This window comes from Novipirellula galeiformis (genome assembly GCF_007860095.1).
Lineage (GTDB): Bacteria > Planctomycetota > Planctomycetia > Pirellulales > Pirellulaceae > Novipirellula > Novipirellula galeiformis.
In genome coordinates this window covers 96,948-123,477 of sequence record NZ_SJPT01000013.1, presented here as the reverse complement: position 1 = coordinate 123,477, position 26,530 = coordinate 96,948, and the positions used below count along the sequence as shown (strand labels likewise).

The following is a 26,530-nucleotide window of genomic DNA, read 5'->3' as shown; positions in this document are numbered from 1 at the left end:
TTTTTGATTTTGATGTAGGGAGTTTCGCCTAGCGGTGGACCGCGTTCTGGCGAACGCAGCTACGGTTTGAATCCCGCGTCATTTTTGATTTTGATGTCGGGAGTGTCGCCCGAGGGTGGACCGCGTTCTGGCGAACGCAGCTACGGGTTGAATCCCGCGTCATTTTTGATTTTGATGTCGGGAGTGTTGCCTAACGGTGGACCGCGTTCTTGCGAACGCAGCTACGGTTTGGATCCCGCGTCATTTTTGATTTTGATGTCGGGGGTTTCGCCCGACGGTGGACCGCGTTCTGGCGAACGCAGCTACGGTTTGGATCCCGCTCAAGATCATCGCTTGAGAGGCGTGGCTACCGCTAACCTCAACTCCATTCCGCTTTCGAGCTCACTCGGCCTTCACGTCGATCCGCTTTGCTTGGCACTCTTCGCTTTTGGGCAGATGGATTTCAAGAACGCCACTGTGATAGCGAGCGTCAATTTGTTCCGTCATCACGCCTTGAGGCAGCGTAAAGGTTTCATGAAAACTTTCAAATCGATGGTAGCCTCCGTTCCCCTCTTTTTTCTGCTCGCTGTGCTTCGCCCGCATCGTCAACACATTGCCGCTGATATGGACATCAAAATCACCCGATTCAAACCCTGGCAATTCAGCTCGCAAGACGTATTCGTCCTGGTTGTCATCCATCTCGATTCGTGAACCGAGCATTCGCGATCCTCCCCAGTTTAAGGTTAGGTCGCTGTCGTCCTCCAAAAAGCGGTGCATCAGATCATCGAAATCGTGACGCAGCCGAGACAGGGGGTGATCTTCGTGACGGGCTTTGAGATCGCCGCTTTTTTGTTTCCAGTGCGTTAGTTTGTTAAACATCGTTCTACTCCCTCAGTTTCCAGGTAGTCTTCATAGGGAATCGAAGGGGGCATGTTCGCGACATGACACCCCCTCGCAAAGGCGAACGATCCATGCCGAGGAAGGCGAATGGATCGTCGCCGAAGGGTCATCCGATGGACGCGACTGAGTCAGAGGATCGTGTTAACCGACTCAAGTGGTTTTGACTTCGATCTTGCGAGGTTTGACCTTTTCCGATTTTGGCAGATGCAGGGTCAGTACGCCTTGCTTCATTTCTGCCGAAATTTTCTCGGCGTCGATCGCTTCCCCGACGGTAAAGCTGCGATGGAAATCACCAATTCCATATTCACCCAACACAAAGTTGCCCTCGTGTCGCGAGGCTACCTTTCCTCGGATCGTCAACTCGCGATTCTCGAATCGGATATCCAAGTCATCCACAGAGACGCCGGGCAAATCGCCATAGAGCAGCAATTCGTTTTCGCCTTCCCAAATATCGAATCGCGGGACATAGCTCGATTGGTACGTCTGCTCGGGGCTGGCGACTTCGCCTGATTTCTTTTCAGCATTGGTAATGGTCGTGGTCATTGTTTCTCCTCCAAAAATGTGTTCATTGCTGGCAAAAGTTAAGGGCATTGCAAGGGCAAGGTCCGTCGCCTAGCCCCCGCGAATGTCCGATGTCAACTATCAAACGGAGCGTTCGGCTCAGTTTGCTTTCACCTCAATGCGTCGGGGCTTAGCCGCTTCGCTTTTGGGCATCGTCAACGTCAGCACGCCATTGATGAAGGTTGCCGAGACGCTATCGCTATCGACGTCGCTGGGCAATTCCAACGAGCGGCGGAATTTGCCGAAGCCACGCTCTTTCCGATGCCATGCTCCTTCGGCAGGCTCAGGTTGGACGCGTTCACCGGAGATCGAAAGCTGGTTTCCGCCGGTGACATAGATCTCCAATTGATCCATATCGAAACCGGGCAGCTCCGCTTCAACGAACAAGTGGTTGTCGTCCTCCCAGACGTTCAAGGGCGGGAACGTTCCCATCCGGCCCATTTCGGTTCCGCCGCCATCAGCGTACTGGCCAAATAGACGATCCATCTCGTTACGAAGCCGATTCACTTCCGCTAACGGTTGCCAATTTGTTCTCAACATGGTCATAGCCTCCTTCAAAAGAATGCAATGTGTCGCAAATTTGTTTCGTCCGGTCAAAGTGGCATGCCCGCCACCGATAACGAGAATAAATGCAAGATGCGTGCCAATGGTGATCGCTTGTGGGGGAAACAAACGGTGGGTCAGAGGAGTGGTCGGTGCAGGGAACGAGAACTCTGCATCGGCGCATAATGACGTCGCGGTGGGACCCGCAAACGACTCCCGTTGGTCGGCCTAACGCAAATCCAAAATACACTTGATATCTCACTCGCGACGGAGCCGGATGGAGCTGCCACGCTTCGTAGGATCCGCGGCGGTGCTCGAGATTCGCGGATGATGTATCCGTTGTCTCGGCTCGGCTAACTTTTCGAAGACATCCCCTCCTGAATACTTCGGCGGGACGATTCCGTGAAGCGGCTCCACCATTGGAATGCTGAAAACGTGCACGGGGGGACACACTCAATCGCACATGTTCGATCACCCATGGCAACCGGAAAACGAATTGCTATGTACGTCACTAAGCGTTGGGCAATGCTTAGGGCAACGCATAAAACAATGCATCGACCAAGACGCGAATGAAAGCAACGTGGGCGATGATGTCATGTGACGATTTGCGGCCGCTCCGCCGTCGGTTTGATGCGCGCTGTAATCGGCTAAGCACCTGCGCACAACTCATTGGGCTTAACGCAGCCTAGGCTTCCAGCCTGGGGACTACATCGAGCTGGAAGCCTAGGCTACGTTTTGCAGCTTCGCCGCTTTGAAGAGTTATGCCGAAAGACTTCTGCCGAGGTGCTTAGGGCCGCGGGGGGAAGCCGCGGAGCGGTTTGAACAAAAACGACCGTCAAACCTTCTCAGCCAACTCTCGCTTGCGATCGGCATCGGGGTGGGGGCGCCGTCGGTCATTTAAGAAATCCGCGAGCGATTGTGGATCGTCCGTGCCAATTTTCAAGACTCCTTTCCGCAGTCGCAATACCACACAATCACGGCCCCATAGGTTCCAAACCCAGGTCCCCGGCAAGTTCACGTGAATGCCCCAACCGTCGAGGAACGTCGTCCGCCCCACTTCGACATTCCGAATGTCTTCGTATCGGACATCCCGCCGAAACAGCGGGATGGGACCAAAGTGGATCGAGATCCGCTCTCCTTCGTCTTGCACAACTAGATGGTGGAAGGAAGCGGCGACCACCAAGACCAACCCACCCACCACGAGAAATATCCACTCGATGCCGGCCTGATTGCGTAAGAACCAACTCAGCAGCAGGAACGTCATGCCTAACGCGTACAGTAACAAGCACAACGGCGCTCGCTGTTTATGGAAGTAGCCGCCGGAGCGCGAATTCGGATTGGGAAGCGGGCGAGTCATGATGTTTAGGGTCGTTTGCGGTAGGAGGTCGCGTCATCCGCAAGCGGGGAAGTGACTGGAACGGTTTCGCGGTCGCGCCGAGCATCTGTATCAATTCGATTCGGTGCGGGTCGTCGAGGCAACGTGGATCGGATGACGTGCGTAGGAGTCTGGGAACGAAGACACCCAACGCGGCGCATCCGGAACGATCCAGCAGCCGATTCACCCATGGCGAGCGGAATCACCGATCGCTAACAACCATCCATGGACCGGCGCATCGAGTGCGCACGCTTGGCCCCTCGTCTTTAGCCCCCATGCACCTTCGCCAGCACGGTGTCCATCTCGGCCGCCGTGAAGGCTCGTTCGGTCGCCGTGTGAACATTGCCGGCTGCGCCCAAGTGCATCATCAATGCGGCCGCCGTTTCGTCATCGGGTGCTTCAAAGATCAACGTTCCATCGTGATCCCCTAGCGTCCAGAAGATGTGCTTGACGCTCACGCCCATCTTCTTGGCCGCCGATTTTAGGGAGGCCGCACGTTGGGTCGTTTCCTTGATGGCCTTGATTCCCTGCGGGGTGAACTTGATCGTGGTAATGAAAGTCGCCATTTCCTGACTCCGATGGTTCGATTGAGAAACCTTCGCTGAGAGTATCCAATTTAATTCTATCGAATCCGCCTACGTTCAGGGGAAAATACGTTGTGCCACAGCCGACTCGCCAAAAGCTCGCTTTGGAGACCACCAAAATTTATTTGATCCGTGAAGGGTTCAGCCAATACGAAACCAACAAACACGCGCTAAGCAGTTAGGCAGGAATGATTGGGCGAAATCCCATTAGCCGCTTGGACGTTAGCCCCCGGTTGAACGTGGGAACGGCCGCTAACGCCAAAACGGCTAATGTGCCGAAAGAATCCTGCCTCTCGGCTTAGGCTTGCAAGTGAAATCGGAACCACCGAATTCGTCACGATGTAATGCGCTGCTGAATCCGCGATGGGGATGTTCCGGCCCATTCCTGATTTGCATCGATGGAGGTTAGCGAACGAATCGGGCGTAACCTACGGCCGGATCTTCGATTCGCAGTGCGCCGAATCGCAGCGGAAAACTTAGTTCGTGTCACTGGGGCTCGGCGCGTCCTACGGGCACACGCCGTCACGCTTCTGCTCGGCGGAGACAACGAACTCGAGTCCTGTTCCTAACGAGCGTATGTGGTGTACCGGACAGTTGTGTTTCAGGACGACTGGGTTTCAGGACGACTGCGGGTGCAACGAGCCACGTGGAGAGAAAATGTCGAGCGTGCACGCAACCGGGGGCGAGGTTGGCTACACTGGTGAAGCTCACGATCACGATGTGATGGTGTGTCATGCGTTTTTCCAACAGCCAGCCGCGGCTTGCGACGGAGACGGCACCGCAGTACTTTTTTACCCCGTCCCATTCCCCGTGTAGTTGAGTGAGTTATGAGTATTAACGAACCCCTTCGGTCCACGTTCACTCCCAATCGTCGCCAGTTTATTGGTGCCGGTGCGATGTCGGCGGGAGCGGTGTTGTCCTCGGGCAATCTGTTTGCCGAGACGACGGCGGATGCGTTTGCGATGGGACATGCCGAGGTCGACACGACACCGCCATTGGGGATCGAACTCGCTGGATTTCATAAGCCGGTGGGTCAAGAGCGTGTGATCACCGGCATTCGCCAGCCAACCGCCGCGCGGGCGTTGGTGCTGCGGGTCAAGGATCAATGGGTTGCCTTGGTTTCATTGGATATCGCAGGTGTATCGGCTAGCTTTGCGAAACAAGTGCAACAGCGAGTGGCGGAACAAACGGGGATTCCAAGTTCGAATGTCCGCGTTTGCGCCACGCACACCCATTCCATGCCTGCGTTTTTCTTTCTGCGTCAATGGGGAGCGATTCCCGAAGACTATCAAAGGGAGACACTTGAGAAGGTTGTCACGGCGGTTCGTCTGGCAAAGGAAGACCTTTCATCGGCAGCGCTGTATGTTGGCGAGAGTCAGGTCGAAGGGGGGAATTTCAATCGCACCAGTTCGACATGGAAAACCGATAAAGAATTCACGGCAGAGTCAAGCGACACGCAGCGCTGGCTCGATACCACGCTGCACGTGTTGCGTTTTGAGCGTGCCAACAAACCCGACGTGTTGTGGTACCACTTTTCCTGCCATCCGGTTTGTTACGGCGACGGCGAAGCGGGACCCGACTGGGTGGGGTTGGTTGCCAAGGCGGTGCGCGAGAAGCACGGGGTCACGCCAGGTTACTTGCAAGGTCATGCCGGTGATGTGAATCCAGGCGATGGCAAGATTTGGATTGGCAAGGCGGAACCCACCGCCGCAGCGATCACCAAGGGGATCGACCAAGCGATCGCGGCTTGCCAACGGGTTGCGGTACCGGAATTGCGGACGGTCACGGAGCAATTTGAGGTGCCGCTCGATATCGAGTTGCTGAAACAGCAGTTGCAGCAGTATCGAGAGAACCCCGAACAGTGTACCGGCGGCGAATGGGTCGATGCGCGGTTTGCAAAGTCGTGGTTTGAAGCGGCGGAGAAGTGGAGCCTAGAGAAAAAGAGCCACGCAACACCGGTTTCCGCATTACGACTTGGAGAGCTCGGGATGCTGTTTCATTCGAGCGAACTCTACAGTTACTACGGTTTGCAAATTCGTCGCGATTCACCATTTGAGAAAACAATCGTCGTCGGATACACGGACGATTTGATTGGTTATTTGACGGATCCGCGGGCCTATCAAGCGGGCGAATACGCGGCGATCACGGTGCCGCGAATCGTTAATTTGCCTCCCTTTACCCGCTCGGCCGCCAGTGAATTGCCGCGTCTGGCCGACTCACTTTGGCAACGCACGACGTGAAGTAAAGCCGAGGGACGTCGCTCCGTCGCGTGTCGTCACGTGCTCGTTTGTAGTGATGTTGGGCAAAATGCCCCGCGACCGCCGTGTTTATTGAACACGGCGGTGTGAACCGCGGGGCGATTTCAAATCCGACGACGACCTCAACGAGATGCCGCTTGGGGAGCCTCTTGCAAAAAGTGCTGAAAGAACGAATAGATCACTTCGTTAGAGGAGTCGTTCGGCGAGTGGTCAGGCCGGTTCGTCATCGCGACTCGATCGGAGTAGCCGAGCAAGCGGTTCACGGCGATGGTGTGATTGAGCGCGATCCAACGCGACGATGGGTCCTCCGAGCCAGCGGAGACCAAGAACGGACGCGGTGCCATCAAGGCGTGCAGTTCGTGCAGATCTCGGCCTTCGGCGGTGAGCTTGGGATACAAACCAAACGCGGGATTTTCCTCGGTAATCAAACCACGCTTGCGCCATGGTTTGGGATGATAACCGAGGTACCACGGTTCCCAGTAATTGACGCTGTTGCGTGCCTCGTCGAATACGATGCCAGGATCGGACCAAGCGGCGCAGGCAAACTTGTCGAACAGACACGAGGCAAACAACGACCATTTGCCACCGAATGAGTGCCCGACGATTCCGATTCGCTCGGAGTCGACTTCCGGTCGACTGGCCAGCACGTACCAAGCGTTGGCAGCCACATATCCGAGCATGGACAAGGGTTGGACTTTGGCATCTTCAATGCTGGGATAATAAATCCCATAAGTTTTCGCTTTCGTCGCCTCGGTCGTGCCGATCGACAGCACGACGAAGCCGCGGCGAGCGAGTTGTAACGCGAAGTCTCGGTTGGCTGTTCCCTCTCCAATCGCCGTCTCCGGTTCATAATAAACAGTGACGACGGCGGGGTGCGGGCCTTCGCCTTCGGGAACCAACAGATAACCGGTTGTCTTTTCGCTCGGGGTCCACTGAAAGCGAACGTGATGTTGTGTGAAATTTTCGCGGCGCTGCGACCCCAGGAACTCCAGTTCAGGCTCCGTGATCAGCGGCGGCCACTGGCCAAGGTGTGCTTCCCACTGGGCGAGAATCTCGGCGCGTCTCCGCGTCCAATCCTGCTTCGTCTCGACAGGCGAACCATCGTTAAACCGCAGTGGTGATCGGAATGAGCCCATTTCAGACTCGAGGGATTGGGGTGGCGAAAAGTAGGGTTTGATCGTGTTCCAAGCTGTCCCCTCACCCGAATTGGGTTGAACATTAAACGCGTGGTTGGGGCGATTCCATTTCAGTTTTGCTACAAACACACGGTTGTCGCTGCCATGTTTCTCGACTCCCTTCGGTTGCATCCATTCCGCCACGGTCACCCAAGTCTCGGTTGGCGAGACCTCGGTGACGCCGAAATTCCCAAGCCGAGCACCGCTCTCAGGAACCAAGATCTGTTCCGTTTCGCGGATCACATGTAATTGCTCGGGATCGACGCGAGCGATCCACAACGGGGCGCGGTGGCGAAACACATGATCATTGTTGGCACCCCGCCGCGTGTAGACGAGAAACAAACCGTCGCTGTGGGTGACCCAGTGCTGTTGGGTGTTGTAGTTGCCCAGATCACTGCCGTCGTCAAAGGTCCAGCGGCGTGGCGTATCGAAGTTCAGCCCGTCTTTGCTGACCGCGACGTAACCGTGTTCATCATTGCGGATCGTTAAATAATAGCGACCGCCAAAGAGAGTCAGCGATGGTTCGACCAGCCCACGTTGGACCGGCACGGTCATTTCATTGCCGTGTTCGATATACTCCAACGTGTGACCATCGTAACGACAACGAACGACGGTGACGGAATATTGTTTGTCGCTGGCGACTTTAAAGTAGATCGGCAGCAGCACATCGCCGCCGGGTAAATCAACTCGTTGAACGCTGCCGGCTCCCGCGTTTTGAAACTTTGGTTCCGCAGGCAAATCGACGGTTGCCCAATCGGTCCATTCGTTCGATTTAGGGTCGAGCGACGCGTAGGCAATTCCACGAGGCGCCGGGTGCAAACCGCGATTGTTGCGGTACCAAGTCGTTTGCCCGATACCCAACAACCGTTGGCTCGATGCGTGCCATTTGGGGGTGAAGTCGCAAACGACCGTTTCGTCGCCCGCACGTAGCAGTTGCGGCGCGATCGCGGCTCCCGTCGGCAACTCCGCCGACGGATCGGCCGAAACGCTTTGGCGAGCAAACGAATCGATTGAAACGGGATCGCTCCAAGTCTCTCCCTGAGCGTCCGAGCGAGTCTGGTTCAGTGCGTAAAAAACGTCCGAGCCAGTGAGCAATAATTTTTGCATCGTCATGACAATGGACGGTTCGTCGGATTCTTTGCCTGGCGGGATCACTCCGGCGCGAGCATGCACCCAGCACTGTTTGCCGTCGAAGCCTTGGTGTGACACCGTGCGCTGGAGCGTGAACTCTAACTCATTGGCGGCGGCGTTCGGATCTGCGGCAAAGACAGGAGTGAGGCTTGATAACAGATATAAAAATGTCATTCTCGCCATTGCGATTGGCGTCGAGTGATATTGATTCATGGGCGTTTTGAACAACTGGGGTGCATTCACAGCGGAAATTCGAGGAAGGAGGGAGTGGAGGTAGGAGACGCAGCGCCGTCGCCGACGCATTGAAGTTGCACGCTATTCATACACCGACGCGTCAGCGAGGGATTGTCGATATTGATTCAGTTCCTCGCTCACGCTGCGGGGTGTGAGTTTGTTAGGGGAATCGGCAACAGGGCAACTGCAAAAAGGACGTAGAGGCTCCATCTTAACCTGAATCACAGTCGCCCGTGTAGACTCCGGAGTTCGGCCGTAGCGCACGGCGCGGGGGGATGTGCCGACAAGACGGGGTGTGCTGGACCAGCACCTTGGCGCGAATTGCATTATCATGCGAATCCCGTAGCGACTCGATTTTGCCAACGAGATTGGCGTCGGTTGCGTCTGATTGGCTGCCCAGCTCGTATTCCTTCCGAGAAGAACGCTTTTTATGAATGCAAAAATTTTCCAGCTCAGCTTTTTTATCCTGGTTGGGTGCGTTGCCGCGATCGGCAACCGCGTTGCCGACGGTGCCGATCCGGGGCAATTTAAGATTGCCACCTTCTCGGCTGACATCACGATTCCGCTTGGGCATCGCTGCATGGGGATCATTAAGACCAAGGTGAAACAGATCGACGATCCATTGGAGGCCCATGGTTTGGTTTTGCTCGGCGCCGATTCCCCTATCGTGTTGGTGGCGCTGGATTGGTGCGAGGTTCGCAATGGCGCCTATGATCAATGGCGAGACGCGCTGGCCGCCGCGGCAATGACGACGCGAGATCATGTCTTGGTCTCGTCGCTGCACCAACATGATGCGCCCATTTCGGACTCTGGGGCCCAACGATACCTGGACACCGTGGGGTTACAGGGAGAGTTATACGATGTCGATTTTCACGCTCGCTGTATTGATGACGTGGTGCGTGCGATGAAGGCTGCGGTTGCCGAGGCCGAGCCGCTTACGCACATTGGGCTCGGTCAAGCGGCGGTTGAGAAAGTGGCATCAAGTCGACGTGTCATCCGTGCCGACGGCACGGTGGGGTACGATCGTGGAAGCGGTTCAGGAGGCGTTCCCGCTTATGCCGCCGCCGACGATGGCGAAATTGATCCGATGTTGAAGTCGATCACGTTCTATCACGACACAAAGGCGTTGGCGGTTGTTTCGTGTTATGCAACGCATCCGATGAGCCACTATGGCAAGGGGGCCGTGAGTGCCGATTTCGTTGGCATCGCGCGTCGCCGCCGTCAGCTCGACACACCACCGACGAAACAAATTTATCTGAGCGGTTGCAGCGGCGATGTGACCGCAGGGAAATACAACGATGGCGCCCCTGCGATGCGCGCGGTTTTGGCCGATCGCGTCTATCAAGCCATGAAGCAAGCGGAGGCTGCCACGGTCCGCACGCCTCTAGACCGAGTCGCTCTAAAAATGGGATCGCTAAAATTACCGTTCATTGACGAGCCCGCGTTTACCCGCCCGTCAATGATGCAAGTGCTTGAGAATGAGCAAGCGACGGTCGAGAATCGGATCAGCGCGGCAATGGGCCTTAGTTCCTTGGATCGTGTCGAGAGGGGACAGCCGATTGACCTGCCGTGCTTGGAGTTGGGAGAGGCGAGACTATTGCTGATGCCAGGCGAATCGTTCGTTCATTATCAGTTAATGGCCCAGCAGATGAGCCCCGATCGTTTCGTCATGACGGTCGGCTATGGCGAATGTTGGCCAGGGTATATCCCCAGTGAACAAGCCTTCGTCGATGGCTTTGATCACGGATGGCGCTGGGTCGCACGCGGCAGTGAAGCGATCATCAAAGAGGCGTTACAGCCGTTGCTGGCCCCGTCGCAGGTTGCCCCGTAGCAGGTTGTCCCGTCTCACCACGATGTTAGCGGAGCCGCCGCGGTCTCGATCAAAATTAGCCCGTCGCAGTGTGCGTCAGAACGTGGTCTAGCGAAGGATGCCGTGGAGCGTCAATAAGGAGCTTCGAGTTGCTGACGATCGGAACGATGGCTATTGCAACATCGCTATAAGAACATCGAGTTGAAGGTCAACCAACGAGCCGTCAGCAAGGTCAGCACCAAGCAGCACCACCACGTGGCCCGACGCGCCAGGGGCAGTTCGTGGAGCCAATACAGTAAACCGATCGACAATGTCGTGAGTGTGATTTTGAACAGGACCAGTTGTGCCGGTCGATCAATCAATCCGCTGCCGAGTGGATTCAGTTCACGCATCGTGCCACTTTCGTGAGCGATCAACGTCCAGATGAGGTCGACCAGGGAGAGTAACGCCAAGATCGCGAGCGAGGCGATCGTGGCTTTCTTGGCATTGGCGACCACGCGTGGGTCTTCATGATTGGCGGCAAGTTGTTGGGGATTTGAGATGAGATGACCAAACGCAAACACCACCACGATCATGGCAAATATACTCAAGGGGTACGAGATTTGTTGACCCAAGATCAATGCAGCTGCCTTTCGGTTGTTCGCCTCTTCGACCATGGCTTGTTTTTCCACCAACTCGGATGCGCGGCGAATGAAGTCGGGCGTGGGCTCAAAGTCGGCGAGAAGGCGATTGCATAGTTCGAGATCAAGATCATCGGACGCTAGTTCGAGCATGGCTGTGGCGTCTTGGTGCCCCGTTCCCTTTGCGATCAGTGCCTTGAGTAGGTCATGCCCTTCCCGCAAGGAATTGAGCAGCATTGGAGTCTCGCCCGAATAGAGTACCAGCACGGCGCCGTACATTCGTGCACGCAGTTGACGAGAGAATTGCCTCAACACCACTTCGGACTTTCCGCCGGGAATGCGATGCATCTCCATCGAGTGGTAGTGCCCGCCGTGCAATGGATCACTTCCCATCCGTGTGTCGGTAGTGAAATCAAATGAGTCTGCACCATAGGTTTGCTCATTGATGACAATTTTGGCGTCTTCAATTGCAACTTCGATCTGGCATGGTGGCGCAAGATAAATCCCATCGACGAAAACAAACATTCGCTCGGTGTTGATCGGCTCCTCCAAATCCTCCGGCTCACTCCAGTGAGGTGGATACTGAGCATGAACGCCGCCGCTCAAGAGTCCCCCCAACAACAATGCGATTAGCAGCCGAGCGAAACGGACTGCGTTTCGGGGTTCGATACCGGTCATTCCCTAACTCCCCTATTTTTAACCGTACTTCAATGTGGCTAAGACGTGGTTTTGTGACTCAACTCAGCAAACCGCATCCATCGTTGCGGTGATCCGCTTGGGCTTCGCTCTGGGGATCACTAAGCAAGCACTTTGTTATTACCCCGTTGGTCAAGAAAAGAAACCACGCTGATTTTTCAGATTATAAGCGATCGATTGGCCGGGGTGGGGCGAGCGGCTGCTCTGTATTGGTTTGCAGGCATCATATTGGCTTGCAAACATCATTGGCTTGCAAACATCGACTGAAAACCAAAGCGACTGAGATTTACGTCTGCACGAGCAAAGCCGCAATGTCCCTTTCTGTTATACACGACACCGCGCAGCCAGGGCACCGTAATAATCACGCACGATGGGGGATCATTTGGCGACTCCGCTGGGCCTTGGCAACGGGTCTGGGTAGCGTTTTCTGCTTACCCGGCGGGAGCCATTGGACGGAGGGTCAGGGACATCGCGATCGAATGGATTTCTCCGCGACGGAAGATACGGGTTCACCAGATGGATTGATGTTCGAGGCGGCGATCAGCTATTGGAAAAGTGCGGTATCGGCATGCACGTCTGAGCATCGCGTGATCGCTAAAGAGGTGGAGGGAGAGTTTTGCTTGCTGTATCGAGCCGGCGATGTTTCGCTGGGGAACAACCTCGCGGCTGAGCATCGGGAGTTGATGAACGCGATTCGAGAGCCGATTCGTTCCGCTAGCCAATGAATAAGCAATGAAATTTGCTTTGCATGAAGATTTCCGATTCAGTGCATGTCGGATGGAAGCGGGTTCGTTTGTCCGTTACGATAAGTGACGTGTTTCCGGTAGCGTCTTGGTGCAACCGCGGCCGAGTTTATGCCCTTGCCCCAAGCCGGGGGGGTCGGGTGAGGCGGTTGTTGAGAGCGACCGGTGGCATTGAGCTGTTTCCGATCAACGTGTTTCCGATCAACGAACGTTTCCAAGTTAAAGAATACTATGACGCGAGAAGCCTACGACACCTCTCGTTCTTTGCGACAAAACATTGAACAGGTCGTCTTTGGCAAATCCGATGTCGTTCAGATGTTAGTTGTAGCCTTGTTGGCCGGCGAGCATATCTTGCTCGAAGATGTGCCCGGGGTGGGAAAGACGTTGGCTGCAAAAGCGCTCGCGCATTCCATCGACGGAAAATTTTCGCGTTTGCAATTTACGCCTGACTTGTTGCCCAGCGATATTACCGGCAGCATGGTTTACCGCAGTGATCGGCGGGAATTTGAGTTTCACCCGGGACCCATTTTCGCCAACGTGGTGTTGGCCGACGAAATCAATCGAGCCCCACCGCGGACGCAATCCGCACTACTCGAAGCGATGAGCGAAGGGAGTGTTTCGATCGATGGAGTGACCCATCCGCTGCCACAACCCTTCATTGTCGTGGCGACACAGAACCCATTCGAGTTCGAAGGCACGTACGCACTTCCGGAAAGTCAGTTGGATCGATTCTTGTTGCGGACTTCGATCGGCTACGCGGACCGTCGCTGGGAACGCGAGGTTTTGGTGACGCATCGTAGCGGCGAACCGGTCAATCGATTGCAATCGGTTGCCACACTCGATGCGATTCGCGCCGCTCAAGCGAACGTGCGCGATGTTGTGTTTGAGGAATCGTTGGTCAATTACCTGTTGGACATTGTCGAAGCGACTCGCTCGCACGCTGAGTTCGAATACGGGGTCAGCACGCGCGGGGCGCTCAGTTTCTATCGTGGTTGCCAAGCCCGAGCGATCACCGAGTCGCGTGACTTTGTGACGCCCGACGATATCAAGGCGTTAGCGGTGGCTACGCTATCGCACCGGGTGGTTCACGACAGTGTTTTCCAAGGGCCGAGTCGGCTATTGGTCGAGAAGCAGATCGCAGCGATTATCGAACAGGTGGCGGTGCCCGTTTAGCTGCGGACGCACCCGTTCGGCGATTCACGTCTTGGCGTGTGATTGGCTGCTGGCGGGAACTCGCAGTGAGATTACTCTCGGGGGCGGTGACTCGCATGACGGTGACTCGCATGACGTTGCTCTCGGGGGCACGTCGAGGGGGGCACACCGTGGTCGCGATCGCCGAGCAGGCGGCGGATCGGTTTTGCGTGTATGACTCTTAGTCGGTTTTTTTATGCTACTTCGCAACGAATCGCTGAACTCGTCGGTCCAATCGCGTAAGGTGCGTTTGACACGTCTGGGGATGCATTTCGTCTTTGTCAGCACGTTTGCGATGCTTGGGGGAGCGCTGCGCGGGTTCAATTTGTTGCTGGTCGTTGCCGGCATCTTGGTCGGGGCCCTGTTCGTACAGTGGCGATGGTCCCGCGGGGCGTTGATGGCCCTTTCGATTCGCCGGCGTTTGCCAACCGAGGCGTTTGCGGGGAAAGCATTTGCGGTAAATTTCGAGGTGACCAATCACAGCGCTTGGATGTCGTTGTGGTTGCTTCGAGTGGAAGACCAAGTCAAATCACGAGCTCCGCAACACGAACGTGAACCCATCGGGACTCCCTACGGAGGAGCGATCCAGTACATCGCTGCGGCGAGCACCGCGACGACCTCTTCCATGATGGTCCCACAATCTCGTGGGAGATTGACGTTTGGTCCGTTGCGTGTTGCCAGCTCGTTTCCACTCGATTTGTTGACCGCGAAAGTCACCGATAACCACGACGAAACTCTCGAGGTGTTCCCGAACCTTGTCACGCTCAAGCGAGGATGGCAACGGGCACTTTCGGGACGACACGAAGGCGTCTCGAGAGCGAGTGAACGGAGCGGAAGATCCGATGGCGATTTTTTTGGATTGCGTCCTTATCGCGATGGGGACACGTTGAGAAAAATTCATTGGCGAACCTCGGCACGTTTGAATGAACCGGTGGTCAGCCAGTACGAACAATCGCAACGATATGAACTATGTGTGCTAGTGGATGGTTTTCTCGCGACGCCGAAAACGTCGAATGTGAATGTCGAACTGGCGATTAGCGTCGCCGCCTCCCTGGTGCTGCGATTGAGCGGCTTGACGACGAATCGAATTGTATTGGTGGCGGCCGGTCGCCAACCGCTGGCGATGATGGCGGGGGCTTCAGCCGAGCAAAAACGCGAGGTGCTGTCACTGCTCTCGCGTTTGGAAGTCACCGATTCGCCCACCTTCACGGCCGCGTTGGACCAAGCCGCCGGTGTCGGAGGGCGGTTCAAGGATCTGTTGGTTGTCAGTCCCCGTGCGAGGAATCCGACGCTCGCGTCGACCAGTGATGAGGAGCGTCGCGTCTTTGATCGCTGGCTGCGTCGTCGCGCCTTGCGCTGGATCGACGTCTCATCCGCTGCGGAGCGAGGATGGTTTGAAGTGAGCAATGAGAAGTAAGAAACGCGGTCCCAGAGCGGGGCTTGAGGTATTCGCGGTGTTTCCGACGTGGCGGTGGCGGGATAAGATGAGAAGGTAGTCGAGCAGATCCTTGAAAAGCGACGTTGGCGTCACTTCAAAGGGGGGCAAAGCAAGGAACGGAGACTTATGTCAACAATCATCGCACCTGTTTCAAAGGGCGCAGAAGCGCGAGTGGATGGGCGCGTGAAGTTATTCTTCGCGATTTTGTCCTGTCTCGGCGGCATGGTTCTGGCCAGCAATGCGGAAACGGAGACGTTTGCCCTGGTTGCGATTTTCTTTTCCGTCTTTGGCTACCTGTTCGTCGATTGGTTAGCGTTATTTTCGCTTCCCGCTGCCCTCGCCTACATGGCGATGATCGCGTCGGCGGTCTATTGCGTCAGCGATTTTATCGTAATCGATCCCAGCAGTCGGTTTTGGATCACACTGGACCTCTACCGCTCTGGAGATCGGCATCTTGTCGCAGTCTCCGAATTGTTGGTGTTGGTGCAAGCGATCTTGATGCTGCAGCGGAAAACGCGGCGGGTTTGTGAACAATTGTGCGTGTTCTGTCTGCTGGAACTGATCGTCGCGGCGGTCTTTAACAACGCCTTGAGTTTTGGGATCTTGATGGTCCCGATTGGCTTGGTCGCAGCCTATGCACTGGCCCTTTTGTCGGGCGTCGAGCCGGGTGAGGGGGGAACAGAGATTTCCGGGATGTCGACTTCGCTTGGCGGCGTGGAGAGCTGGCCAACGCAGCACGTCGCTGCGGACTCTGTTGACGCGGCGCCGGTCACACAGCGAGGCATGCTGCCGACGATTTTGTGGTCGATGATTCCGGCGGTTTTGATGATCGGGGGCACTTTCTTTTACGCGATCCCGCGGACGACGGAGTCCGCGCGAATGAACAATGAAGGCAACGCGTTAGTAGGCTTCGACGACGTGGTTCGTTTGAAGCAATTTGGGCAAATGCAGCAAAACACCGAGGTTGCCCTTCGCGTCTGGATGACGGAGCGAGCGACCGAGAAGCCCTATCAAGCCATCAACGGCATCTATTTGCGTGGGCGAGTGCTCGAACATTATCATTCGCACGATGACAAGGGGGAAGCGACCGCGGATTGGTCTTCGCTTCCCGGCAGCACGATCCACGATTCTCAACGTTTGCCGTTAGAGTATTTTCCGCAGCGAAGTAACGATCGGAATTTCTATGATGCCGTGCATGTGGACATCGATTGTAAAGCGATGAGAAGCGACTCCTTGTTTGCGATTGCGCCCTACTTCCGTACCAATCGACAATCCGATGTGGTTCACCGCTATGATCGGTGGACGATTGGGCGTCGCGATCGAGCTGAATGGGAGCATCCGCCGATTCGGTATGCGTTTGGAACTCACGCATTCCGCGACGGCTATCAATCGGAATGGATTGCTCGCTCGGCGGCAACCGAGCCTGTCAGCGAATCGGAACTTGCGGAGCTCAAGAACCGGCGGTATGAGAGTCAGAGGAGGGGATTGGGATTGGATTCCTCCGATCGGTTTCGTCGCGGATATCGTAACCGGTTGCTCCGGTTTAACGAAAAGCGAATGCCAACGGTGAAGCTTTTGGCCGACGCGATCGCCAGCAGCATGCCTGAGCATGAGAGCGGCCCCGTGGCGATTGCGCAACGGTTCGTCGAATTTCTTAGTATCGAAGGTGGCTTTGAGTACACCTTGAATCTAAACGCGGAGTCGTCGGGAACCGTCGATCCAATCGAAAAATTTGTCGCGACGGACCGTCGTGGGCACTGCCAATATTTCGCCTCGGCGCTTGCGATGATGTTGCGAAGCCAAGGCATCCCGGCGCGCTTGGTTGTCGGCTACCACACCGATGATTTCAACGAACTAGGGCATTATTATGTCGCCCGTCAATCGCATGCGCATGCTTGGGTCGAAGCGTTGATTGACGAGCGAGACATTCATCAGGTGGTGTATGGTCAACCGAAGTCAGAGGAGTATTGGCTGCGTTTAGACGCCACGCCGGGAGGCAGCAATTCCGAGGGGAACACACAAGGCGTCAACAGCGTGATCGACTTGGCCGAAACACTTTGGAAAGGTTATGTGGTCGACTTGAATACGAGTAAAGCGTCGACGTCAGGCAAAACCAAAACGGCAATGTCTCCCATCATCGAATCGAGAAATGTATTAACGATGGTGTTGAAAGGGGTGATCGACCAAATTCAGGCGGGGCAACTCGGTGGCGGGACTCTTTCCTTGCGGAATGGTTTCTCGTGGCCCGCGGCGTTATTTGGTGTGATCCTGACGCTCGGGCTGTTTGGATCGGTGCGAGGGGTCTCGGCAATTCGTTGGCGTGCAAGGCTGCCTCGTCCGCCGCAACCCTCTCGTCCGAGTCTTGCCTTCTATGCCGAGGCGCTCGATTGCTTGCTGCAATGCGGGATTCGACGCCAACCCGCTCAAACGCCATACGAATTTGCCGACGTCGCCGATGCGGAGTTAAATCGGTTCGCGGATCAAACCGCGCCCAATGCGAGTTCAGACGCCTCTTCGCCGATTCGTCTATTGACGGACACGTTCTATCGATTACGGTTCGGGAAAAAGACGGCGTCAAGCTCCACCGACGCGGACGTGGAGCCGCAAATGATTGAGCAAAGTCTCGCCGCGTTAAAGACGCAAGTGCAAGCTCGGTTGACGCGGCCAGCGAGCGACAAGTATTCCAACGATTCATCCATCAACGCAAACGCCACCAGAGAGAACGCATTGTGATCGTAGCCATTGACGGCCCAGCGGGGGCTGGAAAAAGTAGTATCGCACGGCAAGTTGCCAACGAATTGAAGTTTGATTTTTTAGATACCGGAGCGCTGTACCGCGCTGCGACATTGGGAGTCATACGTGCCCAAGTTGAATTCGATGATACCCAGGCGTTAATCGAAGTGGTTCGCGGGATTGATTTGCAATGGGATGGCGAAACGATTCTGTTAAGTGGAGAAGATGTTTCCAACGAGATCCGTTCGCCCACGGTGACCGATGCGATCCGATACTTGGCGGATGAACCGGCGATCCGCAGCCAATTGTCGGCTCAGCAACGCCGGATTGCCGAGGGGCGTGACATTGTCACCGAAGGGCGTGACCAGGGGGCGGAAGTCTTTCCCGAAGCGGAGTGCAAGATTTTTCTGACCGCATCGCCTGAGGAACGGGCCCGCCGCCGCCGCGAACAATTGACCAGCACGGGACGGCACATGTCGTTCGACCAAGTGTTGGCGGCTCAGAACAAGCGAGACCGTGAAGATGAATCGCGTGCGGTCGGTCGGCTAAGAGCCGCCGAGGATGCCGTGATCCTGCAAACCGATGCAATGACGCCCGAGGAAGTGTTGGCGTGGGTATTGACCCATGTTCGCAGCGCGATTGCAAAGTGCCAAACGCAATCCAAGGCTTAGTCGATTTCAAGTTTGCTGATCGCATTGAGCAAGGCGGCTTGGCGAATCGGTTTGGTCAGGTAGGCGTCCATCCCGGCTTGAAAACAGCGGTCATCGTCCCCCTTCATCGCGTGGGCCGTCATCGCGATGATCCGCGTGTGTTTGTTCGTGGATCGTTCGCGTTCACGGATCGCGCGAGTTGCCTGTAGTCCATCCATTTCGGGCATCTCGATGTCCATCAGGATCAGGTCATAGGGGTTCGATGCTGATAACTCGACCGCTTCGATCCCGTTGTTTGCCACCGTATACGTGTGCCCCCCCTTTTTCAATAATCCGATCGCGACCATTTGATTGACGAGGCTGTCTTCGACTAGCAGGATGTTCAGGCTTCGTGAGCTTGTGAGAGGCCGCGTTTGATTGACGGTGACTTCCTGTGGAACACGCGGTAGGTTGCCAACCGTTTGCGAAATCGCCTCCAATAACTCCGATTGTTTTACCGGTTTCATCAGGTGCGTCGCGACATTCAATCGTTCGCAGCGAGGAAGGTCACCCGAACGGATACCGGACGTCAACAGCATCACCGTGGTTTCGGCCAGCTCGTGGTCGTGTCGAAGCGATTGAACCAGTTCAAATCCATCGATTTCAGGCATGTTCACATCGGAGATGACTAAATCGAATGGTTGCCCTTGCTGCACCGCTCCTTTGACTTGCTGAAGTGCGTCACGGGCGTGCCCAGCGGTTTGCGATTCAATTCCCCAGCCTTGCAGCGTCTCTTGCAGGATGCGGCGATTGGTTGCATTATCGTCGACAATCAAGACCCGCAAACCCGCAATGGAGTCGGGAGAGATCTGTTCTTTCTGCGTCAGTTTTTGCTCGCTGATCGGCAATCCAATCGTGAAGCTAAAGTTTGTCCCTTGGCCTAGCACGCTGGACACGGCTAATTCGCCCTTCATCAGTTCGACAAACCGCGACGCGATTGCTAACCCCAATCCCGTCCCGCCATATTTGCGTGTCATCGATTTATCGGCTTGCTCGAACTCCGAAAAAATCGTTTTTAGCTTGTCGTTAGGAATGCCGATTCCGGTGTCGCTAACGGAAAATTTGATTTGCACGTGATCATCGGTGCGGTCCTCCACTTTAAGATCGACAACGACTTCGCCACGCTCGGTAAACTTGATCGCGTTGCCGACCAAGTTGATCAAGACTTGTCGCAATCGACCGACATCGCCGATCACTCTCTCGGGCAGCTCGCGATCGAAGTGGCAAGCCAATTCGAGTCCTTTGTGGTGAGCGCGGGCGGCCAGCGATTTCATCATCGTGCCAATGCTGTCGCGCAAGTCAAATGGTCGGGGGTCCAACTCGAGTTTGCCGGCCTCGATCTTTGAAAAATCAAGGATCTCATTGAGTAGCGTTAGCAACGCCTCGCCTGACTCTAGGACGGCTTGAGTGTATTCGCGTTGGGATGGGCTGAGCTCCGTGTCGAGCAGCAGTTCGGCCATGCCGATCACGCCGTTCATGGGCGTTCGAATCTCGTGGCTCATATTGGCAACGAATTCACTTTTCGCTCGGTTCGCGGACTCGGCCGCCTCCTTGGCACGCTCTAATGCATTTTCGGTTTGTTTTAGCTTTGTGATGTCCCGCGAAATCCCAAAGGTTCCGACCACCTTCCCGTCTTTTGCTTGTAACGGCAATTTCGTGGTCGACACCCAACGTTGCAAACCACTGCCCCAGATCAGGTGCTCTTCGGATTCGATCAACGGTTGGCCGGTCGTCATGATCGCTCGCTCATCCGCCATCGCTTTCTCCGCATGTTCGGAGGAGAAGTAGTCGAGGTCACTTTTGCCCACCGCTTCTTCGGTGGATGGCAAACCCGATCGTTCCGCCTTGGCCCGGTTGATACGGATGAATCGGCCTTCGGCATCCTTGAAATAGATGCTGTCGGGTATATGGTCCATCAGACACTGCAGCAAAAAACGCTCGTCAAATTCTTCGCCATTCGCCAGCGGAGCGGGGGCGTCGCGTTCAGAAGGGGTGGGGGAAGTGGATCGTTTGTTATCCATCTCGATGACTCGATCGCTCTTTGGATGGTTCGTCGAAAGCGGAACGTTGAGGGGGGTGACAGGCCAAACCGGCAAGTCACGAGCGTCTGACCTGCGTGGCGGGTCAAGTCGGTGCAGTCTGCGGCAACAAGATCCGGTCGCGACCGCAAGCAAAATCAATGCCGAACAACTCTCTCGTGTTTCATGACAATCGGCATGCTTAATCACTCATTCTAAAGCAAGCTTAATTCGGGATGCAAGGAAATCACATGCAATCGTGCCGATTACAGATCGCTACTGCGGGAACAAGGTGGTTTCGGTCCGGTTGTGTCAGCCGTCGCGGCTGGTGACCCGCGGCGAAATCACCCGACGCGGAACTAGAGATAACGGACCGACGCGGAACGAACTCTCGCGTTCACGCTTGGGAGTGGGGGTTGAGGTATGACCCCTGAGCCCAGTTCCCGCCTCGGTCGCGGATCGCACGCCCCCGCCGGAGGACGGCTCTGGAACGGGGCCTCACGTGGGCGTGACCTTACGTGTTTCCCGTGTGCGGAATATGATTCGGGGCAAAGTACGCGATAACTGGCACGAATCGCGAGAGAGTCATTGATACCATGATCCGAGAAAAACAGGTTCGAGTATGAAAGCGGCAACCGTTTCGGAGCTGAAAAAGGCGCTTGCGGTTCTCGATCATCAGGAACTTTTGGACGCCTGCGTGCGGCTGGCGAAATTTAAGGTCGATAACAAAGAATTGTTGACCTACCTGCTGATGAAGTCGGGTGACGAACGGGGATATGCGAATGAAGTGTGTGCGGAGATTGATGAGCAATTTCCCACCGCGACGTTCATTCACAAAAAGACGATGCGAAAGATCATTCGATCGATGGACAAACGCATTCGTTATTCCGGAGATAAAGAAACCGAACTGCAGATTCGGATCCATTTTTGTCGCCGCTTTATTGATCGCGAGGTCCGGATTGGCAATTGCCGAGTGAGCGCCAACATGTACGCGGCCCAGTTGAAGAAGATCGAAAAGGCGATCGAAAAGGTGCACCCCGATTTACAATTTGATTTCCGCCATGAAATGGAAGGGCTCGAGTCGCTGCGGTAAGCAGCTAGGCAGGAATGATGGGGAGAAATCCCATCAGCCGTTTGGGCGTTAACCTGGGCTGTGGAAAAGTTGGGGTTGCGGTTTTTGGGGTTTACGCAATTTTCATCCCGACGGGATGACAGACAGTCGCTGGTGGCTTGAGCACAGCGAATACCACCGGAAGGCCAGCGCGGATGTCCCAACCGACGCCGCGGGGTCGGCGGCGTACTACGGTTCGGATTCCGGGGATGTCGCTACGCTTATGGGGGCAAGGAATGCGGTTGCATTGACGGAAGCCGTGGGGTGACGCAGAGAGACGCGACCGAGGAGTTTGCTGACAACGTTCGCGCCGAGGAGTCCGTCTCCGGATTCTCGGCGCGAACGCTTTGGCATCGCTTGGGAATCAACAACGAACGCTTGAGGCGTCGGTTCCCAGGACTCGATCAACATTGCCGACTCGGTGACGGTTATTTCGACGACTCGGTCAACTCAAAATCAAGGTTGCTGTCTGCTTTTGGAAGCTCGAGCGGTTTGCGATAACCGTTGGCGAGAGATCGCCCATCCGGCATCATATCTAGGTCAACGTCGCTACCGTCAAAGGCCTCGATCGCCACGGTGTAGGCACCGCCCAAAACCCCACGGCCTCCTTCGGCCGCGGTGTCAAAACGACCGTCTTGGATGACGGCCACTCCGTACTCGCTGCCGCTGCCCGCAGAGCCTTCGGGCTGGAACAAAACGGACCCTTTGGGTACCGGTTTGCCGTCGTGCGTCACGTTGCCGGAAACTTGATAACGTTGCGGGCCCGAGTCGCCACAGCCGCTCAGGCATACCGCCACAACGCATGCGATGACGCCACAGCACGGAAGTTTGAATCGTGCGGCCCCGCCGGTATAGGTTCGTTTGTTGCTCATGGTACTTCCACCACCTCTCCGCCTTCGCGACTGGCTAGGGCCAAGTAGGTCGGCATCGCAATGCTTTCAGTAAAGAAACGGACCGAACCATCGCCCATCCCCATCATTGCCCCGCCGGGGTGTTGGCTGCCATAACCGCCGTTGTTAAAACTAAAGCTGGGGGCGATGCTTGGATTGGCAACCGCGATGTTGATCGGGAATTTGTGATTCTTCGTGCTCAGTAGGGCAACGCCGCTGGCGTAATACACGCCGCGGTTCCAGGCTCGATACTTGGGATATTCCTTGTAGGCCACTTCTCCGATCGCGATGGTGTTGGAGAGCCCGTCGGTAACCGAGGAATAGTCGGCTTTGACTTTGGGTCCAAAAAAACCGCCGATGGCGTACTCACCAAATGCACCGTCCGCTCTCTCGTTTGCCGTGTCGCGTGGATAGTCCAACCCGGTCGACGGATTCGTTCCAATCGGGCCGCTATTACCATAATAATGCGTGGTCTGGACCCCGGTTTCGAAGGCGGATTCGGTCACTGTGGCGCTGGGACAGAGCAATGCCGACACGGTCATGTTTTGCAGCAACGGCAAATTTTGACTGTACCCGACGTTGAAGTTGTACTGGTCTGAAATGGTGCCCTGTTCGAAGAAGGGGGTTAAGCGGACCCAGATGCCGGTCGACCCGCTACCGAGCGTCCGCGACGACGGTGGTAAGTTGCGAAAAGTGTCGTGGTAATTTTGAATCGACAATCCTAATTGCTTCACATTATTGGAGCACTGCATGCGGCGGGCTGCTTCACGAGCAGCTTGGACGGCGGGCAATAGCAATCCGACCAGCACTCCGATGATTGCAATGACAACAAGCAACTCGACGAGCGTAAAGCCGCGCGAGGCGTCCGCCCTCACGTCGGTCGGTCGCCGCCCGCGATGAGAGTCATCGCGGTAGAGCCATGCGAACGTGGACAATTTACAGAACACGGTTCAACCTTTTGAATAAGAACTCGATGAGTGAGGGTAGCCGAACAGCAGCGCTCAATCGATTGCTCAAACGGCGCAACGGATGGTTTCCTCACGTTAGCGGGGAGCGTATAACCATATGGGGTGCTTTGCCGCGCGTCAATCAAAAAGTGCTGCATTTTTTACTCGCCACGAATAATGGTATTTCGACGAGCGGTTGCGGTGCTGGACACTGGTTCACGACTCGTTGTTCGCACGCGAGCCAACGGATGCTGCGGAGTCGGTATGAGTGTTTTTTTGCGGTTGTTATTCTGTTACAACAGAAAAGATCGGTGGTGCGATGCGATGAATCAGATCCGGCTTTGTACTTTACAGACTTGCACTTTAGAGCTGTTCGCGGTGGCGACTCCGTCGGTAACGGCGCGGTGCAGCGGAGGGCGGTTAAGGATGCCGAGAACTTGCCGTCCGTGATTGCTTCGGATTCCCGTTTCGATTCGTAAACGAACGGAAGGCTAGCCGAGAAGAAACAGCAGAGCCCGAACTAGAAGGGGAATGCAGGCGAATGACGCGGAGTAGCAGTCGCGGCAAAAAACGCTATCGCAGGCGTTATTGATCCCAACTCGCACCGTGCACTGGCCGACCGCAGCCTCCGACGTCCGACGTAAGCAGCTCCGCACAACTCATTGAGCTTAACGTAGCCTAGGCTACGTTTAGCAGCTTCGCCGCTTTGAGGAGTTATGCCGAAAAGACTAGTCTTGCGGTAAGAGCTGCACGCCATCAACGATCACGAAGCCATCGGTGTCTTGGTTCGCTACCGTCACCGTTACCGAATCGTGGATGCGAAAGCTTCCTAGCGATGAACCATTCGCAGTGGCCCTGCGCTGGTTGACGGTCAACTTCTTTTCTTCTTCACTCACGGTGACGGTCACGGGCGTCTTGCTGGATCGATTGCCCGAGGCGACATACAACAGCTTCACTTGATAAGTGCCAGGCTTGGGAACGTTGATGTTGAAGGTCACCGTTTTTTCCCCCTTGCCGTTATTGGCATCGTGAAGGTAGGTCAGACCACAGACGGGAGCCAACGCGCCGGAGGTCCACGAGCCGGTGGTTTTTGCTTCCGCCACATCCGTCACCAGTCCGGCTAGCGGCTTCGCTGATTTGCCAACAGCCTGTTGGTTCCAGACGAGTCGTTGGCCGTCTCGCTCGAGTTTTGCTTTCAGCTTGGCGTAGTCCACATCTTGCACGGCAATCTGTTTGGTGATCGCCATGGCTGCGGCGGTGCCGACGCTTTGGCCCAGAATCATGTACACCGGCTCCATGCGGATCGATCCAAAGGCAACATGGGACGAGGACAGGCAAACCGGCACCAACAGGTTTTGACATTCATTCTTTTTGGGAACGATCGAGCGGTACGAAACGGGATACGGCTTCGGGAATCCATGTCCAAAACCACCTTCGTTCCGCACCGTTTGAATTCCGTCTTCTTCCACAACCACACGCTGACAAAAGTGAGAATCCATCGGATACGAAGCCAACCCCACGGAATCATTGACGATTCGTCTCGATTCACAATCCGCCTGCGTAACGACATAGTCTGAAACCATGCGACGGCCTTCACGCACATACAACTGATGAGGCCAGAATCCGGTTTCCGTGAACTCCAATGGATCGAGTCCCCATGCGTTGACTCTTTTTCGCAGCGTCTCGGGAACCTGAGGATCGTTCGCCAAGAAGTACATCAATCCTTGTTGATAGTTGACGTGGTCCTGGAAAATGCGTTCGCGCAGTTCGTACAATTCACGCAGCGGCAGTGGAAGTCCTTGGCGTGGCGGAGGCAGTTCGGTGAACGAGCCGGAGTTGTACGTGCCATCGGGCCAGCGGTGACTGCCACCGACATAGTCGGACGAAAAACTGCCAGCGTTGTTGCTGTCGCCCAGCCGCATCTGCACCGGGCCATCGGTCAACGGGGCCGTCGTGTAGTTCAGACGCCAATCGATGCGTTTATCAAAGTTTAGAAAGCGGGCCAGCAGCGCGTAGCGACCCGCGTCATAACCGCGCGGTTTCGGAAACGCGATCCGGTCTGCGCCGAGTGAAAGTTGAAGTCGGAAATTGTACGCCTGGACTTTGAAGTCGCCTTCGCCCGGTTTTCCAGGAGCTTCCGCGGCGATTTCGGGTAGCAGACCGGACGCCGGATCATTCGCAATCACGTAGGGACTGACCGGCAGCCGGCAAAATTGGTAGACGTCCTTCCACGACACGTCCTGCCATTGCCCGCCGAGCGATTCATCGTAAGTCGCCGCCGGTTCTCGTCCCACATGATAGGAAACATTCGCAGCCGCCAGCAGGTCGCCTTCGTAAGTGCTGTCCACGAACATGGCTGCCCGAACGGTTTCTCCCGTTTCCATGGTTGCCGAAACCAGTCGCTGATGCTGCATTTCCACGGAGCTCAGTGCACGTCCCAGCAAAACGTTCACGCCCGCTTGATCGAGCATTTTTCGGTACAGCGTCTCGGCTTCCCCAGGACGATAGTCGCGTGCCTTTCCAATCCGATTGTAAAATTCGAGTGCGATTCCGCCGATCGATTCTTTTCGTCCTAGATCTGTCGAGGTCAATCCGCCGGACGTCATCCCGCCAACGTGCCGGTTGAAGGAAAACAGGACGACGGACTTCCCTTCTCGCGCGGCCTGAATCGCCGCCGTCACCCCGGCGGGAGTGCCTCCGTACACGGCAACGTCGCACTGGATCAATTTTGGCTGCCCAGGCTCTGCCGGTTCGTAGTAGTGTGGCTCACCCGCCATGGTCACGTTGTGGCAACCGACCGCATACAAAGCGGCACTCACAACGACGGCCATCATCCAACCGGCTCGCTTCGAAACTTGCTTTACGTGGATCATCTATTTTTTGTTACGTCGAGTGGTTAGTTGA

Annotated in this window: 20 protein-coding genes; 9 read left to right on the top strand and 11 right to left on the bottom strand. The window is 55.8% G+C overall.

Features of this window, described 5'->3' with window-relative positions:
• Nucleotides 1-381 precede the first annotated feature (381 nt).
• The 5 genes from Pla52o_RS24440 to Pla52o_RS24420 form a co-directional block, all read right to left on the bottom strand.
• Entirely contained in the window at nt 382-858 is a 477-nt protein-coding gene (locus tag Pla52o_RS24440) for an Hsp20/alpha crystallin family protein (protein WP_146597263.1), read from the bottom strand.
• Nucleotides 859-1,029: 171 nt separating this feature from the next.
• On the bottom strand, nt 1,030-1,422 hold the full coding sequence (locus Pla52o_RS24435; RefSeq protein ID WP_146597262.1) for an Hsp20/alpha crystallin family protein: 393 nt from the start codon (nt 1,420-1,422) through the stop codon (nt 1,030-1,032).
• A gap of 117 nt (nt 1,423-1,539) precedes the next feature.
• Nucleotides 1,540-1,980, bottom strand: a complete 441-nt coding sequence (locus Pla52o_RS24430) for an Hsp20/alpha crystallin family protein (protein ID WP_146597261.1) — start codon at nt 1,978-1,980, stop codon at nt 1,540-1,542.
• Between the two features lie 838 nt (nt 1,981-2,818).
• Nucleotides 2,819-3,340, bottom strand: a complete 522-nt coding sequence (locus Pla52o_RS24425) for a hypothetical protein (RefSeq protein ID WP_146597260.1) — start codon at nt 3,338-3,340, stop codon at nt 2,819-2,821.
• A gap of 284 nt (nt 3,341-3,624) precedes the next feature.
• A complete protein-coding gene (locus Pla52o_RS24420; RefSeq protein WP_146597259.1) occupies nt 3,625-3,924 on the bottom strand; it encodes a GYD domain-containing protein in 300 nt (99 codons plus the stop codon).
• Nucleotides 3,925-4,769: 845 nt separating this feature from the next.
• On the opposite strand from Pla52o_RS24420, the gene Pla52o_RS24415 reads away from it, so the two are divergent.
• Nucleotides 4,770-6,182 (top strand): neutral/alkaline non-lysosomal ceramidase N-terminal domain-containing protein, encoded by a 1,413-nt coding sequence (locus Pla52o_RS24415; RefSeq protein ID WP_146597258.1) that lies wholly within the window; start codon nt 4,770-4,772, stop codon nt 6,180-6,182.
• Between the two features lie 140 nt (nt 6,183-6,322).
• Here Pla52o_RS24415 and Pla52o_RS24410 read toward each other — a convergent pair whose 3' ends face one another.
• The gene (locus Pla52o_RS24410; protein WP_231612627.1) at nt 6,323-8,719 is read right to left on the bottom strand and encodes a dienelactone hydrolase family protein; all 2,397 of its coding nucleotides are present in this window, start codon (nt 8,717-8,719) and stop codon (nt 6,323-6,325) included.
• Nucleotides 8,720-9,170: 451 nt separating this feature from the next.
• On the opposite strand from Pla52o_RS24410, the gene Pla52o_RS24405 reads away from it, so the two are divergent.
• Nucleotides 9,171-10,571, top strand: a complete 1,401-nt coding sequence (locus Pla52o_RS24405; RefSeq protein WP_146597256.1) for a hypothetical protein — start codon at nt 9,171-9,173, stop codon at nt 10,569-10,571.
• 164 nt (nt 10,572-10,735) lie between these two features.
• Here Pla52o_RS24405 and Pla52o_RS24400 read toward each other — a convergent pair whose 3' ends face one another.
• The gene (locus tag Pla52o_RS24400) at nt 10,736-11,848 is read right to left on the bottom strand and encodes a DUF5658 family protein (RefSeq protein WP_146597255.1); all 1,113 of its coding nucleotides are present in this window, start codon (nt 11,846-11,848) and stop codon (nt 10,736-10,738) included.
• 497 nt (nt 11,849-12,345) lie between these two features.
• On the opposite strand from Pla52o_RS24400, the gene Pla52o_RS24395 reads away from it, so the two are divergent.
• The 6 genes from Pla52o_RS24395 (at nt 12,346) to cmk (ending at nt 18,642) form a co-directional block, all read left to right on the top strand.
• A complete protein-coding gene (locus tag Pla52o_RS24395) occupies nt 12,346-12,591 on the top strand; it encodes a hypothetical protein (protein ID WP_146597254.1) in 246 nt (81 codons plus the stop codon).
• A gap of 294 nt (nt 12,592-12,885) precedes the next feature.
• Nucleotides 12,886-13,782, top strand: coding sequence for an AAA family ATPase (locus tag Pla52o_RS24390; protein ID WP_146597268.1), 897 nt, complete (start codon nt 12,886-12,888; stop codon nt 13,780-13,782).
• Nucleotides 13,783-13,847: 65 nt separating this feature from the next.
• A complete protein-coding gene (locus Pla52o_RS27165; RefSeq protein WP_197169482.1) occupies nt 13,848-13,985 on the top strand; it encodes a hypothetical protein in 138 nt (45 codons plus the stop codon).
• An 11-nt stretch (nt 13,986-13,996) separates the two neighbouring features.
• Nucleotides 13,997-15,217 (top strand): DUF58 domain-containing protein, encoded by a 1,221-nt coding sequence (locus Pla52o_RS24385; RefSeq protein ID WP_146597253.1) that lies wholly within the window; start codon nt 13,997-13,999, stop codon nt 15,215-15,217.
• Between the two features lie 204 nt (nt 15,218-15,421).
• Nucleotides 15,422-17,971, top strand: coding sequence for a transglutaminase TgpA family protein (locus tag Pla52o_RS24380; protein WP_197169481.1), 2,550 nt, complete (start codon nt 15,422-15,424; stop codon nt 17,969-17,971).
• Nucleotides 17,968-18,642: a (d)CMP kinase gene (cmk, locus tag Pla52o_RS24375; protein WP_146597251.1), complete on the top strand. Its 675-nt coding sequence runs from the start codon at nt 17,968-17,970 to the stop codon at nt 18,640-18,642. Before Pla52o_RS24380 ends, cmk begins: the two co-directional genes overlap by 4 nt.
• Here the strand turns inward: cmk and Pla52o_RS24370 are convergent.
• Nucleotides 18,639-20,681, bottom strand: a complete 2,043-nt coding sequence (locus Pla52o_RS24370; protein ID WP_146597250.1) for a PAS domain-containing hybrid sensor histidine kinase/response regulator — start codon at nt 20,679-20,681, stop codon at nt 18,639-18,641. The genes cmk and Pla52o_RS24370 overlap by 4 nt on opposite strands.
• A 619-nt stretch (nt 20,682-21,300) precedes the next feature.
• Between Pla52o_RS24370 and Pla52o_RS24365 the strand changes: the two genes are divergently transcribed.
• Nucleotides 21,301-21,771 carry a hypothetical protein gene (locus Pla52o_RS24365; RefSeq protein ID WP_146597249.1) on the top strand — a complete coding sequence of 157 codons (471 nt, stop codon included), beginning with the start codon at nt 21,301-21,303 and terminating at the stop codon, nt 21,769-21,771.
• Nucleotides 21,772-22,217: 446 nt separating this feature from the next.
• Here Pla52o_RS24365 and Pla52o_RS24360 read toward each other — a convergent pair whose 3' ends face one another.
• The 3 genes from Pla52o_RS24360 to Pla52o_RS24350 all read right to left on the bottom strand — a co-directional run bounded on the left by Pla52o_RS24360 (nt 22,218) and on the right by Pla52o_RS24350 (nt 26,499).
• Nucleotides 22,218-22,661 carry a hypothetical protein gene (locus Pla52o_RS24360; protein WP_146597248.1) on the bottom strand — a complete coding sequence of 148 codons (444 nt, stop codon included), beginning with the start codon at nt 22,659-22,661 and terminating at the stop codon, nt 22,218-22,220.
• Nucleotides 22,658-23,626: a DUF1559 domain-containing protein gene (locus tag Pla52o_RS24355; protein WP_197169480.1), complete on the bottom strand. Its 969-nt coding sequence runs from the start codon at nt 23,624-23,626 to the stop codon at nt 22,658-22,660. Before Pla52o_RS24355 ends, Pla52o_RS24360 begins: the two co-directional genes overlap by 4 nt.
• Nucleotides 23,627-24,354: 728 nt before the next feature.
• Complete coding sequence (locus Pla52o_RS24350) at nt 24,355-26,499, bottom strand: FAD-dependent oxidoreductase (protein WP_146597247.1); 2,145 nt, start codon at nt 26,497-26,499, stop codon at nt 24,355-24,357.
• Nucleotides 26,500-26,530 lie beyond the last annotated feature (31 nt).